The organism is Fluoribacter dumoffii NY 23, from assembly GCF_000236165.1.
Classification (GTDB): domain Bacteria; phylum Pseudomonadota; class Gammaproteobacteria; order Legionellales; family Legionellaceae; genus Legionella; species Legionella dumoffii.
In genome coordinates this window covers 3192325-3206665 of record NZ_CM001373.1, presented here as the reverse complement: position 1 = coordinate 3206665, position 14341 = coordinate 3192325, and the positions used below count along the sequence as shown (strand labels likewise).

Genomic DNA, 14341 nt, shown 5'->3' with positions numbered 1-14341 from the left:
TCCTCCTAAATCGAATTGTCCTCATCCTGGTATAGTTTAATCAGTTTTTCCTGGGCATTATTATTACCCTGATTTAAAGGCTTGTAACTCCCATCACTTTGCATTTCCCAAGTATTGCTGTTGTCTTTAAGGTAATTTTTGATAATTTCTTGTTTAATTCGTTTTTTGCAGGCCTCATTAAGAATAGGGAACATAATTTCAATACGATGATACAAATTGCGTTCCATCAGATCAGCGCTAGAGCAAAAATAAAATTCTTCTTCCTGAATACGGAAATAAAATACTCGATGATGTTCTAAAAAACGTCCTATATAGGAAAGAACCCGGATATTCTCTGAAATACCGGGTATCCCAGGTTTCAGACAACATACACCACGTACAAGCAAATTGATTTTAACCCCTGATTGGGAAGCCTTGTATAACGCCTGGATAATGGTTTTATCGGCTAATCCATTTACCTTAAGCAGAATTTCTGATTCTCCCTTTTTTAAAGCCACTGCGGTGCATTGTTCTATATATTGCAACAGCGTTTTTTGTAGAGTAAAAGGCGAATGGCTAATGGCTTTGAGTTTAACTACCCTACCCAGGCCTGTTAACTGCTGAAAAATGATTTGAATATCTGAAGTAATTGTAGGTTCACAAGTCAATAAACCCAGGTCAGTGTAACGTTTTGCTGTATATTCATGATAGTTACCAGTACTTAAATGGACATAACGCTTCAATTTGCCATGCGCTCTACGTACAACGAGGGTCATTTTGGCATGAGTTTTATATCCCACTACCCCGTAAAGCACCAGGATCCCGGCTGCATGTAAACGATTTGCCAATTTAAGATTGGATTCTTCATCAAACCTGGCACGTAACTCAATAACAGCAGTAACTTCCTTACCGGAATGGGCAGCATCAACCAAGGCATCAACCATAACTGATTCTGAACGGGTCCGATACAGCGTCTGGCTGATTGCCAGGACATTGGGATCACTTGCCGCTTGCCTTACAAAATCAATGACCACCTCAAAACTTTGGTAGGGGTGATGAAGCAGAATGTCTTGTTCATCAAGCACGTTAAACAGGTTACGTTCTGTTCTGGGAAACTGGGGGTACTGCGCTGCAAAAGGCGGATAATTCAAATCAGGTCGGTCAATGCTGTTAATGGCAGTTAAATGACGTTGAATATTAACTGGTCCATCACAATAATAAGTATCTTCATGGCGTAAGTGATATTTTTGCAATAAAAAATCAACAATTTTTTCCGGACAATTTTTTTCAATTTCCAGGCGAACCACATGTCCGTAATGCCGGGAAAAAATCTCTCGTTGCAGGGCTTTTGCCAAATCGTCAATTTCCTCTTCCCGCAAAAACAAATCACTATTTCGTGTAAGGCGAAAAGAATAACACCCGCTAATTTCCATGCCGGGAAATAAACTGTTTACGTGGGTGGTAATGATTGAAGAAAGATGCACAAAATAGTGAGCATCTCCACATAACTCTGAGGGCAAATGAATAACTCTGGGGAGCGATCTTGGCGCATGCACTACTGCATAATTGATATTTCTGTTAAAGGCATCTTTACCGCTTAATGAAATAATAAAGTTCAAGCTTTTATTAATAAGTTGGGGTAGAGGATGGGCCAAGTCGAGGGCTATGGGGCTGATTACCGGTTGAACTTCATGTTTGAAATAGTGTTTTGCCCACAAATGGATGTCATCTGTCCATTGAGCGGTGTCCAGGAAAAAAATTTTTTCTTTGCCTAAAGCTGGAAGAAGTTGCTTGTTAAAAATTGAATAAAGTTGTTCAATGAGTTTATGGGTTTTTTGACTGATTTGGCTAAAAGCCTCCTCTGGACGTAATCCGTCAATGGTTAATTTTCCCGAAGACATGGCGATCTTTTCCTTAAGACCCGCGACACGTATTTCAAAAAACTCATCGAGATTACTGCTGCAAATACTCAGAAAACGCATTCTTTCCAGCAAAGGAACACGCTCGTCGTTCGCCAGCATAAGAACCCTCTGATTAAATGCAATAATAGAAAATTCTCGATTAATATAATATTCAGGATTATCCAACATTGTATCCAAGGGTAACTCCATTTATTTTAAGAATCCTGGCATAGCTTGTTAAGTATTCTTGGGCTATGCATGTTACTTATTTCAACGAACCAGAAAAAAACATACAACAATAAATCCAACAAACCCATAAAAAGGAGATACATTCCAAAAAGTTAAGGCGAGAAAAAAAATGAAGCAACACAGGGCAATAGGGATAGAAAAATACATATCTACCACCCCCTGGGCAACGGAATAACTCGCTGCGGCCAAAAGTGCCAATGCACCATATTGAACGCCAATCATTATTTTGCGCATTACCGGACCATTATGGCTCGTCAGCCACTGATATCCCAATATGGCCATTAATAATCCCGGTAAATTAAGGCTAAGCACAGCAAGCAATAAGCCTGTGATCCCGGCAGCTTTATAGCCGATAAGCGCTGAAAGCTTAACCCCGGTTAATCCGGGGAAAATGAAACTGGAGCCTACCATGGCGATAAATTCTTCCTGTCCAATCCAATGCCGATATTCCACAGATTCATATTCCAGCAGTTTTAACATGGAATTGCCTCCCCCCAGGGAGATGAGGCCGATCTTTCCAAAGCTTAGAATAATGTCTAATAGAGTTCTTATCATAATTTCAGCAAATTTTTGAGGAAAGTAACATATTCGCAAGAAACAGGTTTATCCAGCAAGTGTTTGGAAATAGTCTCCACTAAATGATGCGATTTTCCTTCGATGCATAAACTGAAATAGACTTTATGGAGGACTTCAAGACGTGCCAGTTCGATTTTTATTGCAGGTGTCGTTGGAAATTTATAAATAAACGCTTCTTTTTTAACATAAACCCCAACCCCATCTGTCTCTATCTGAGGTATTATTTTTTGTAAGTCTGATGGAAGCGACTGGTCGTTAGGAGAGGTAAGGATTATTTTTGCCCCATAGCCGGCAGCTTGATTATTCTGTTTTAGCAAGGGTTTATAAAGCAATTGGTCGTTACGTTTTTTGATGTTGTAATTACGTTCTGGCAATAAATAATAATAGTCTTCTTTATGTTTTCGCTTGTAATTTGCTAAATCGAGCAATGAAGGGGCTATTGGATTAAGAATTATTATCTCGTTCTCTGGCCAAAAATAACGAATCTCCCATTTCAGATCATCCGTATTTTCCTCAGTAAAATGGGGCACAGGCGCATTTGTTTTCGAGCTAAATTCGAAATTCCAAACCAAACGTGGGTTCATGTTCAATTGCTACTCGTAAAATAAAGAGTATATACTACACCTTTATTATGCAAAGCAAGGGAAGGTATTGATATTATGGCCATTCTGTTTTTTTTACTCTATCTGATATTTACCCTGATTGTTCTCTACAGGGCAATGAATCCATTGGTTTGGGAATTGGGAAGTGTCTTTTATCTCATTGTCGCGACTTTTGCCATCGGGTTACCGTGGATCATGGGTTTTATCTTATGGCTGGTAATTATTACAGCCCTACTTGTAGTTTATCTCGAACCGCTACGGGCGGCGATTGCAGATTTACTTTATAAAAAAGCGGGCAAATCAATTCCCAAGTTATCGAAAACTGAAGAAGAAGCATTAAACGCGGGAGATACCTGGCTGGAGCAAGATATTTTCATAGGAAAGCCGAATTGGGATCGGCTAGCCAGTGTCTCTACCGCGCTTTCTGCAGAAGAACAAGCATTCCTCGATAATGAAACCCAGACTTTATGCAGCATGATTGATGAATGGGAGATTAGCCAAAATCGCGATTTACCCGAACCAGTCTGGAATTACATGAAAGAAAAAGGATTTTTTGGTTTAGTAATACCCAAAGAATATGGGGGTAAAGGATTCTCTGCCCGCGGACACTCCGATGTGGTGATGAAAATAGCCACTCGTTCAGGAGTCGCTGCGGTAACGGTTATGGTACCTAATTCCTTAGGCCCGGGAGAATTAATTAATTATTATGGTACCGAAGAACAAAAGGCGCATTATTTACCCCGTCTTGCCAAGGGTATTGATATCCCTTGCTTTGCTTTGACTGAACCTGGGGCTGGCAGCGATGCGACCTCTATTCAATCGACTGCCATCGTCATGAAAAAGAAAATCGATGGCAAAATGGTGCTCGGATTAAGTATTACCATAGATAAGCGATGGATTACGCTTGCTCCAGTAGCCACGTTAATTGGGCTTGCAGTGAATGTAAAAGACCCTGATGGTTTATTGAAGGGAGAAGGGGAAGAGGGAATTACATGTGTGTTAATTCCACGGGATACCGAAAATTTGCAAATTGGAAATCGCCACCTACCGTCGGATCAGCCCTTCATGAACGGTACTATTCGTGGAAAAGATATTTTTGTGCCTATAACTACGGTGATTGGAGGACAAAAACGAATAGGGACTGGATGGCAGATGTTGGTTGAATGTTTATCTATTGGCCGCTCTATTTCTTTACCTGCACTTGGAGCCGGTACTTCCTCCTCTTGCTATATCGCAACCAGTGCTTTTGCACGAATACGTTGTCAATTTAATGTTGAGATAGGTCAATTTGAAGGAGTGGAAGAAAAACTTGCAGAGATAGCAGGTTTAAGTTATCTGATAAATTCCAATCGATTATTGACCGTAGCTGCTGTAAATGAACATAAAAAACCCTCAGTCGCTTCTGCAATTGCGAAATATTTTAATACGGAACTGGCCCGGTTAGTGGTTAATTCCTCCATGGATGTGCATGCGGGACGTGCCGTGGTAGTTGGTCCACGAAACTATTTAACTAACTTTTACAACGGGGTTCCTATTTCCATCACGGTGGAAGGGGCAAATGTGATGTCACGAAACTTGTTGATTTTTGGGCAAGGATCGATGGCTTGCCATCCTTTTGTCCGAAATGAGTTTTATGCAATTTCCAATCAGGATAAAGCCGCATTTAGAGAGGTCATCTGGAAACATATCCAATACTTCATGCAAAATTTCGCCAAAACAATTTGTTCTGCCTGGACTGGCGGGATCTTTATCAGTGCACCCAAGCTAAAAATGAAGCGTGAATATAAGAGACTGGCACGTCTAAGCCATGCTTATGCCTGGCTTGCAGATCTGGCTTTAATCGTTTTGGGTGGTGATTTAAAACGTAAAGAACGCTTGTCAGCCCGTCTGGCTGATGGAATGTCCTATCTCTATATGGCGATGGGGGTATTGCGTAATGTGCAGGTGAATGGTGAAAATCCTGATGACCTGTTGCATGCTCAATGGGCTGTATCCTATTGTTTTTATCACGCTCAAAGAGCCATGATCGCCTTGTGTTACAATTTCCCATCCCGGTTCTTGGGATTTTTTGCTCGTCTGCTGGCATTTCCCTTTGGGCAAACGATGAGTTACCCCTCCGATAAGTTAGAGCAAAAATTGGCACATTTGATGAGTAAGAATAATCAGTATCGCAATCGATTGAAGGATATTGTATATCTGAGCGGTGATCCGAAGCAGCCAATAGACAGGGTAGAACATGCTTTACAGCAAATCATTCAAACCGATGATCTTTTCAAAAAAGTCGGTGACTTGAAACGGATTAAGTTTGGTCAGTTACGCGATAAATTAAAGGAAAAAGTTGAAAAGAATGAATTAACCCAACAGGAAATGGATGCCTTACTTGCTACGGAAGCCGTGCGATGGGATGCGATTTTAGTTGATGAGTTTACTTTTGATTCAATGAAGAAGCGTTTATTTGATTCAGTTACTGACGAAATTAAATCACCATTTATGCATGAGGATGCTTCTTCCTAAAGCTGAGCGCCCGCCTGCAAGCGGGCCCTTTTGGCTTCCCTGTTTTACAAATTTTTAACGGGGAGTGCAAAAATCGGTACACCTGTAACAACTATTGATTTGCTATAATAAAGTCAAGTTTATAATAGAAATTTGCGAGTGAGAATAATTTATGTCTGCAAATGCACCTGCAATATTACGCGCTAAAGACGAGTCATTGCCCGTCAGAGAAGATCTTTTAAGAGCCATGAAAATAGCGGAAAACTCACCAGAAGCCGCGCAATATTTAAGTCAACGAGTTCATCAAATAGTAGAAAAATCGAGATACTTGAATAAAAATCCCGAAGCCATGAAAACTGCTCAAGAAGTAATAAAAGCAGTAGATGAATTCGCGCAATTTGTTACGTTTAAATTTTCTCAAGATGCACAAATCTGGTCTGGCCAGACACCGGAGTCCTCTAACTTTAAAAACATGCAACGAGGAATTGCCCAGCAGGCTATTGGTGCATTATCGGATAAAAATTATCCAGGTATTCGTTTCGACTTTGCTATTAATAAAGAGGGACATTTTGTACGCGGATATGCTTCAACAGAAAAAGGAGCTCCACCCTTGGAAGAGAAAACAGTTGAATCTTTGGACCGCCTGTTTAATGCATGGTTAGCGGACAAACATCAAGTTGCAACTGAAGATGGTTATTTCTTTAAAACGGATGCCGATGGAAATAAGATAGGCAAACTTTCTGTAGAAGAAGTGGAAAACTTATTAACAGATTCAGCTCAGGAATTTAAGCAATATCTGGAGGAGAGTAAGGTTCCAACTCAAATTGTTTCTCGACAACGCGAATATCCAGGCGAACATAGACTTGAAGAAGCCAAAAAAGTCGCTGCTAAAAAAGCTGTTGAGCGCGTGATTGAGACTGCGGAAGTAGAAGAAAAAGTCGAACCGGAAGCACCGACTGCTCCTTCTCAATTCTAACCTTTTAAGATAAATCGCTATGGGGCATAGCAAAGAAAAGGGACTCTAACGAGTCCCTTTTTTTATGCGCATGGACCTTCATCAAAAATACACTTTTAAATTTGATTTACGGCCTGCAGTCTTTCCAGCGTTCCTATATCATACCAGAGGCCGTTATAAACACTGGCAGTGGCTTTATTTTGAGCAGCATAATGACGGATTAAAGGCGCTATTGAATAACGTCCCTGTCGGCAGTCTGTAAATATTTTGGGGTTATAGCAGCAGATGCCTGCCAGAGTATATTCCGGGTTATTGTTACTCAATTGGATTTGATTGATTAAACCAAAGTCCCCATGGTGGTTTAATGCAGGATTCTTATTCACTAAGATCACATGGATGGAAGCGGTATTTTCGGGCTGCAATTGAGAAAAATCAAAATCGGTATAAATATCTGCATTGACTGTTATAAAAGGGTTAACACCTAACAAAGGTAGTGCATTGACAATACCCCCACCAGTTTCCAGTCCACCGGGAGGTTCGGGTGAATAGCAAATATCTATTCCCCACCGGGAGCCGTTTCCTAAGTGTTGGCGGATTTGTCCCCCCAGATAGGCATGGTTAATTACCACCCGTTGAAAGCCTGCTTTTACTAAATTGATTACATGATGTTCTATTAAGGGTCTCTCTTTAACAATACACAGTGCTTTGGGCATGCGTTCGGTAATAGGTTTCAAACGATCCCCCCTGCCGGCAGCCAAAATCATAGCAGTTTTCATGGTAAATAAACTCTCATTTGCAGAAATTGGAAGAATGGATGTAACTCTTCATAGGTTTCGGTACATTCAAGCACGTATTTTAATACTAATGGCAGGTCTTTAAGGTACCCTGGTTTATGATCCCGTAAATGCAAACGACAAAATATGCCCAAAACTTTCAAATGCCTTTGCAAACCGCATAAATCAAATGCACGGATAAATTCCGGTAAAGAATAATTTCTGGCTAATGGGCTGTGGGTGTAGAAAAATTCGACCCATTCGAGCACTTTACTTCGTGGCCAGCTAATATAACAATCCTTGAGTAAGGAAACCAAATCATAAGTGAGGGGGCCACGCATCGCATCTTGGAAGTCAATCACTCCCAATGCGGTTTCTGACTGATTTTTTAAGAGCATCAGATTGCGCGAGTGATAGTCTCGATGAATGAAAGTAAGGGGCTGTTGGGCTACCTCCTTGGCAATGCCCTCCATGGTTTGCTGAATCAGCGTGCATTCTTCATGACCGAGATCCAGATCGAGATAGGCTTTAAAAAACCATTCAGGGCACAAACTCATTTCTTTAAGCATATGAGCTTCATCAAACGAAGCGAGTAGCGGATCATGAATGGAACACTTTTGAATTTTAAATAAAGTTTTTATCGCATGCTGGTAATGGGCATTTACTGTTTCTGGATTCAATGCGTTTAAAAGAAGCTCATCACCCAAATCGCTTAAAAGCAAGAATCCTTTATCTAAATCCATGGCGAGAATTTTAGGTGTATGTACATCGGAATGTTCCAAAACTCTTGCAATATGGATAAAAGGTTTGAGATCTTCTTTTCCTGGAGGAGCATCCATGACTATTTGGGAAAGTCCGTTATGTTGAAGACGAAAATATCGTCTAAAGCTGGCATCTCCAGCTAAAGGAGCTAACTGAAAATCATCTTGTTTCAGAGTATGAATTAACCATTCTTTCAGTGCGTTTTCTCGTTCATGCATGGTATACTTCCCCATCATTATTTATGGTTGTAACTTAATAACTAAGAGCCCTTCTCTTATAAATTTGGAGGGGGGCATATGATCGCTGCCCTAAGGTCCTAAATGCGGATGCGATGCTCAACAAGTAATTAGTTACATATTTTTGTATGCATAATAAGGCATTTTATTACCCGTGAACAAGATTTCATTTAAATGGTTCTTGATGAGTATGTGTACGGTACTGCTCATTGTGCTCATGGTAATGTATCAGGCATTGGCCTACTCGTCTTCTATGATCAATGAGCCTGTGCAAGCATGTGTGATCGCCCGGGATGTGGATTTAACCAATGCCATTAGAGAAAAATTTGCCCAATGCCTGGGGTGGCATGCCGATCAAAGCTCCCCTATTTGTCTTGGTTCCTATCAGCCGCTCACAGTCACACCCCTGGCATCACCAGATGAAATAAAGATCATGGCAGATCGCGTGTCGTTTTATCAAGATAAGCCATCGACTTTGGCAGGGAATGTTGAAATTCAGCAAGGCCAAAGAGTGGTCAATGCGCAGACGGCCTATGTCTATCGAGACCCTAAAAGCAAGCAGATTACAAAAATTGAATTCCTGGGTAATGTTCATTACCTGGAGCCCGATAAATTATTGATTGCCCGTAAAGCCACGATTAATCCTCAAGATAAATCAGGTAAAACGGAGGATGTACTTTATCGATTTAATGTCAACAAACATGCGGCTTTGTTACCGGCATGGGGGAGAGCCCGACTTATGCAGCGCTTTCCCAACTCCGATTATTTATTGCGCCAGGCAACTTATACCACTTGTGCCCCCCAGGATAAAGCTTGGAGTTTAGAGGCTAAATCCATCGTTATTGATGACAAGAAAAAGGTAGGTGTTGCCAGGGATGTGAAATTGCGTATCCGTGAGTGGCCAATTTTATATGTTCCTTATTTGAGTTTCCCTACCACTAAGGAGCGTAAATCGGGATTTTTAATGCCTTTAACAGGCTATTCCAATGTAGGTGGTTTTGATCTGGGGATCCCTTATTACTGGAATATTGCACCTAACTATGATTTGACTTTAACGCCGCAGATTTATACCAAACGAAATGTCATGCTAGGCGGAGAGTTTCGGTATTTAACTGCAAACAGTATGGGAAGATTCACGGGTAATTTTCTGCCCAATGATGCTGCATTTCGGAATTTCTTGAACAGCCATGCTGATGAGTTCCCTTCCTTTAGAAACAGATCCAACAATCGATGGCTTTGGAGTTTTCTTGATACCACGCAAATTAATCCTAATTTACGGCTTAATGTGAATGTCCAGCAGGTGTCAGATGATTATTATTTTCAGGATTTCAGTACTAATCTGGCCCTGATTACCCAAAGACAGTTATTACGCCAAGCTGATCTAACCTATTCCACGGATCACTGGACTTTTAGAAGCATGGTTCAAAGTTTCCAAACCTTGCATCCGATTAATGAGACACCTATCGCGGACCAGTATGAACGATTACCGCAATTGCATGCGCGCGGTTATTACTATGATTTACCTGCCCAGGCTAATTTAAACATTACAGGCCAATACGACCAGTTTTTTTGGCCAACATCACAAAGACAATTTTTAGGGGTTGAAATGCCCCAGGGCCCTAGATTTCATTTTAATCCAGTGCTGTCTCTACCCCAGAGAAGCAGTTGGGGGTTTATTACTCCATCGGGAGAGTTCGTAGAAAATTATTATCAGGTGCAGAATAATTGGAATGATACCCACACTGATTACAATCGCTTTATTCCCCGTTTCAGTACCCATGGGGGCTTATTTTTCGATCGCAATTTCAATTGGTTGGGAGAATCTTATACCCAAACATTAGAACCTAGTTTATTTTATTTATATGTACCCTTTTATAATCAAAATCAACTGCCTATTTACGATACTGCCAATTTGATTTTTAATTTTGATCAATTGTTCAGAACCAACCGTTTTTCCGGGTTTGATCGAATTGGTGATGCCAATCAATTATCCTATGCACTGACAACACGGTGGTTGTCTGAACGCTCCGGGGTTGAGCTTGCCAGTTTTTCTATTGGACAAATCAAATATTTTTCAGACAGACGAGTACAACTATGCCGTAGTCCAACGGGTTATTGTGTCGGCAGTCGTTATGAAATTGGACAGGTATCGCCATTCTATGGTGTTTCACCTATCGCTTCACGTGCTATTTATCATTTCAACCCCTTTTTGAAAATCCTGGGCGATTACGTTTGGGACCCAGCGACATCCTCAACAAATAATGGTAACTTGAATTTGCATTATCAACCCAAATCCAATGCAATTATTAACGTGGGCTACAGCTATTTAATTAATGGTGATGTGACCAAAGTAAGGAATAATGAGGGTGTGGATAATGCGTTACATCAAGGGATAGTTTCTGTTTCTTGGCCAATAAGTGATCGCTGGAGTACACTGGGTGCATACAGTTATAACATCAGTAAAGACTACAGTATGATGTCCTTGTTGGGAATGCAATATGATAGTTGTTGCTGGGCAGTACGAATTATGGGTGGAAGAACCTTCAAAAGTTTAAATCAGGAATATTTGCCCCAATATAATAACAATATTTATTTGCAAATCTTGTTAAAAGGCTTAGGATCAGTAGCAAATAGTGATCCGGGAAGTGTATTGAATACTTATATTCCAGGATACAATGATCCATTTCATCAATAAACAAAAAAGCGGTAAAAAATAAAACATAGCTGCTTGTATTTTGGATAAAATTAACCTAAATTGCTCGAAAAAAGTAAATAAGGATTGAGGCATGTATAAAAAAATAGCCCTTGTATGCATAATGTTTGCTCTGGTGAGCGTGGCAGAAGCCAAACAATTATTGGATAAGGTAGTTGCAGTCGTTAATAATGGAGTGATTACCGAGAGTGAACTTAAGAAACAGGTTGAGTTAACGAAAAAACAAATTATCGCGCAAAAATTGCAGGTACCCGCGGATTCGGTGTTGCGCAAACAAGTACTTCAACACTTAATTGATGTCAATGTGCAACTGCAGATGGCAAAGCAACATAGTCTTACAGTGGATGATACAGAACTGAACCAGGCAATTGAAAAAATTGCCGCGGTAAATCACGCTACCCTGACCCAGCTGCGCGAAGAAATTGCCAGACAAGGGATGAGTTGGAATGAATATAGAGAAAATATTCGTAAAGAGATGCTTCTTTCACATTTGCAGCAGAAAGCAGTGGGAAAAGATGCAATGGTTACCAATGAGCAAGTGGAACAGTATCTTAAAACAGAAGGGGGCATAGTCGATCGTACAGCCTTAACCTATCATCTTCAAAATATTGTGATTCCCCTTGATGAAGAACCTACATCAGAACAAGTAAAAAAAGCAAAAAACAAAGCTGAATCTTTATTGGTAAAAATAAAGAAAGGCGATGATTTTAGCCGTCTGGCTATAGAGAATTCCAGTGGGGAATTTGCCTTGGAAGGGGGCGATTTAGGCGAGCGTCATTTGGCCCAATTACCGGAATTGTTTGCAAAAGAAGTTGTAAATATGAAAGTAGGGCAGGTAGTTGGTCCTTTACGGGCAGGCAATGGGTTTCAGTTAATAAAGCTGGTTTCAATTGGCGGGGAAAAGCAGCATCATGTGATTACTAAAACCCATGTGCGTCATATTCTCTTAAAACCCGATCCCAGTTTGCTTCCTGAAGATTCAAAGAAACAGGTGAATAATATTTATCAACAGGTAAGAGCGGGTAAAGATTTTGCACTCATGGCAAAACAATATTCCCTTGATTCGGCAAGTGCTGTTAAAGGTGGCGATTTAGGCTGGGTTGCCCCTGGAGTTTTAGTCCCTGAATTTGAAAAGGCTATGGATAAATTGTCGGTAAATGAAATTAGCCCTCCTGTCAAATCACAATTTGGTTGGCACATTATTCAGGTTCTTGGTCGGAAACAGGAAGATGATTCAGAAGCTTTTAAAAAGCAACAGGTTCGACAATTCTTACAACAACGCAAATTTGCTGAAGCAGTGCAAAATTGGCAACAGCATATACGTTCCGATGCTTACGTTAAAATTATTGATAAGGAATTGGCGTGAAGCCGCTGTTAATTAGTAGTGGAGAGCCGGCAGGGATTGGTCCTGATTTATGCCTGGCTCTTGCAGAATATGATTTTCCCTTGGTCATTTTAGGTGATCAAGCAGTCCTGGAGGCGAGGGCAAAAGAATTAAATCTCGATATTTGTTTTAACTCATATCAAAGTGGCCAAGCTATAGAACCTAAACTGGGTCATCTGTCCGTGTTTTCGGTCACATGCCCTACAGAGGTCCAAACAGGACATCTCAATCCGCAAAATGCTACTTATGTTATCGAATTACTCAATAAAGCCGCAATCCTATGTGGCCGTGGTGAATTTTCCGCATTAGTTACCGCCCCAGTGCACAAGGCAAATATTAATGCGGCAGGTATTCCGTTTAGCGGACACACCGAGTATTTTGCAGACTACTATAAAGTAGATGATGTAGTTATGATGCTGGCTTGTAACGAGATGAAGGTCGCTTTAGTTACTACCCATCTGCCTTTGTGCAAGGTAGCTGAAACAATTACTTCTGATTTAATCATCAAAGTGATTACGCAAGTTCATCAATCCCTGATTCGCGATTTCAATATAAAAACTCCGTATATTAAAGTAGCGGGGATAAATCCGCATGCAGGAGAGTCCGGATATTTGGGGCGCGAAGAAATTGAAGTAATTACTCCTGCATTGTCATTACTAAAAAATAAAGGCATTAACGTTCAAGGGCCGTTGCCTGCTGATACAATGTTTATTAAAAACCAGTCCAGTAGATGTGACGTTTATGTGGCGATGTATCATGATCAGGGTTTGCCAGTAATTAAATATGCTGATTTTCATAATGCAGTCAATGTAACCTTGGGATTGCCTATAATTCGTACTTCAGTAGATCATGGAACAGCCGTGGAGTTGGCAGGTAAAAATCTGCTTGATCCAGGTTCTATGTTAGCTGCTGTAAATATGGCCAAAAATATGGCTCTATCCAGGATGGGATCATGATTAGTATAATTGCCGCAATTGATGAAGCTGGAGGTTTAGGCCTCAATAACCAATTACTTTGCCATTTACCCGCCGATCTGCAATATTTCAAATCAATGACTATGGGTAAGCCTATTATTATGGGACGAAAAACGTTTGAGTCCATAGGAAAACCATTACCCGGAAGATTAAATGTAGTTATTAGTCGAAGTATCGCTTCAATTGAGGGCGTCGTGGTCTGCGATTCACTGGACAAAGCAATAGAGCAAACGAAAGAATTTCCCGAAATTATGGTAATTGGCGGCGCAGAAATATTCTCCGCAACAATGAATAAAGCTACACGTTTATATATCACCCAAATACATCATCAATTTAAAGCCGATGTATTCTTTCCAGAAATTAACCAATCAATATGGCATTGCCAGGACAAACAGTTTAGACAGCATGATGGTAAGAATACATACGATATGACTTTTTACCTCTATGAGCGCAGAAAATAGAAATACCCTCTTAATTTGTTATTCTAACTAAAATTTACCAAACCTCATTTTCAAGAATAATTAACCCCATCTCCTATATAATATAGTGTTTGTAAAAAGCATGATTTCCTTTAGCGCACACAACGAATTTACTGATCTGCAAAGGCAAAAAATGTCCAATATGGGTATGAGTCGATCGATATGGACTACAGTAGATAAGCAAAAGAAAACATTTAAAAAAAAATGCAAAAAGTGTTTGACACGGTAACGGAAATCAGTAGAATACGCAGCACGCCTTCGGGGC

Annotated in this window: 11 protein-coding genes; 6 read left to right on the top strand and 5 right to left on the bottom strand. The window is 40.4% G+C overall.

The annotated features are described in order from the left end of the window. Positions 1 to 5: 5 nt before the first annotated feature. The 3 genes from ppk1 to KYQ_RS14575 form a co-directional block, all read right to left on the bottom strand. On the bottom strand, positions 6 to 2078 hold the full coding sequence (gene ppk1, locus KYQ_RS14585; RefSeq protein ID WP_029489067.1) for a polyphosphate kinase 1: 2073 nt from the start codon (positions 2076 to 2078) through the stop codon (positions 6 to 8). A gap of 72 nt (positions 2079 to 2150) precedes the next feature. Next, entirely contained in the window at positions 2151 to 2684 is a 534-nt protein-coding gene (locus tag KYQ_RS14580) for a chromate transporter (RefSeq protein WP_010654858.1), read from the bottom strand. Continuing rightward, positions 2681 to 3289, bottom strand: a complete 609-nt coding sequence (locus KYQ_RS14575; RefSeq protein WP_010654857.1) for a hypothetical protein — start codon at positions 3287 to 3289, stop codon at positions 2681 to 2683. The genes KYQ_RS14580 and KYQ_RS14575 overlap by 4 nt, the downstream gene beginning before the upstream one ends. A 75-nt stretch (positions 3290 to 3364) precedes the next feature. On the opposite strand from KYQ_RS14575, the gene KYQ_RS14570 reads away from it, so the two are divergent. Both KYQ_RS14570 and KYQ_RS14565 read left to right on the top strand, forming a co-directional pair. Further along, positions 3365 to 5821, top strand: coding sequence for an acyl-CoA dehydrogenase (locus tag KYQ_RS14570; RefSeq protein ID WP_010654856.1), 2457 nt, complete (start codon positions 3365 to 3367; stop codon positions 5819 to 5821). Positions 5822 to 5972: 151 nt separating this feature from the next. Next, positions 5973 to 6776 (top strand): hypothetical protein, encoded by an 804-nt coding sequence (locus KYQ_RS14565; protein ID WP_010654855.1) that lies wholly within the window; start codon positions 5973 to 5975, stop codon positions 6774 to 6776. 95 nt (positions 6777 to 6871) lie between these two features. Here the strand turns inward: KYQ_RS14565 and murU are convergent, their stop codons facing one another. After that, entirely contained in the window at positions 6872 to 7531 is a 660-nt protein-coding gene (gene murU, locus KYQ_RS14560) for an N-acetylmuramate alpha-1-phosphate uridylyltransferase MurU (RefSeq protein WP_010654854.1), read from the bottom strand. After that, positions 7528 to 8508 carry an aminoglycoside phosphotransferase family protein gene (locus KYQ_RS14555; RefSeq protein ID WP_010654853.1) on the bottom strand — a complete coding sequence of 327 codons (981 nt, stop codon included), beginning with the start codon at positions 8506 to 8508 and terminating at the stop codon, positions 7528 to 7530. Before KYQ_RS14555 ends, murU begins: the two co-directional genes overlap by 4 nt. 202 nt (positions 8509 to 8710) lie before the next feature. Between KYQ_RS14555 and KYQ_RS14550 the strand changes: the two genes are divergently transcribed. The 4 genes from KYQ_RS14550 to KYQ_RS14535 all read left to right on the top strand — a co-directional run bounded on the left by KYQ_RS14550 (position 8711) and on the right by KYQ_RS14535 (position 14058). Continuing rightward, positions 8711 to 11221, top strand: a complete 2511-nt coding sequence (locus KYQ_RS14550; protein ID WP_019350211.1) for an LPS-assembly protein LptD — start codon at positions 8711 to 8713, stop codon at positions 11219 to 11221. Positions 11222 to 11312: 91 nt separating this feature from the next. Then, positions 11313 to 12605, top strand: coding sequence for a peptidylprolyl isomerase (locus KYQ_RS14545; protein WP_010654851.1), 1293 nt, complete (start codon positions 11313 to 11315; stop codon positions 12603 to 12605). Beyond that, complete coding sequence (gene pdxA / locus KYQ_RS14540; RefSeq protein ID WP_010654850.1) at positions 12602 to 13579, top strand: 4-hydroxythreonine-4-phosphate dehydrogenase PdxA; 978 nt, start codon at positions 12602 to 12604, stop codon at positions 13577 to 13579. Before KYQ_RS14545 ends, pdxA begins: the two co-directional genes overlap by 4 nt. Then, complete coding sequence (locus KYQ_RS14535; RefSeq protein WP_010654849.1) at positions 13576 to 14058, top strand: dihydrofolate reductase; 483 nt, start codon at positions 13576 to 13578, stop codon at positions 14056 to 14058. Before pdxA ends, KYQ_RS14535 begins: the two co-directional genes overlap by 4 nt. The last annotated feature ends 283 nt before the right edge of the window (positions 14059 to 14341 follow it).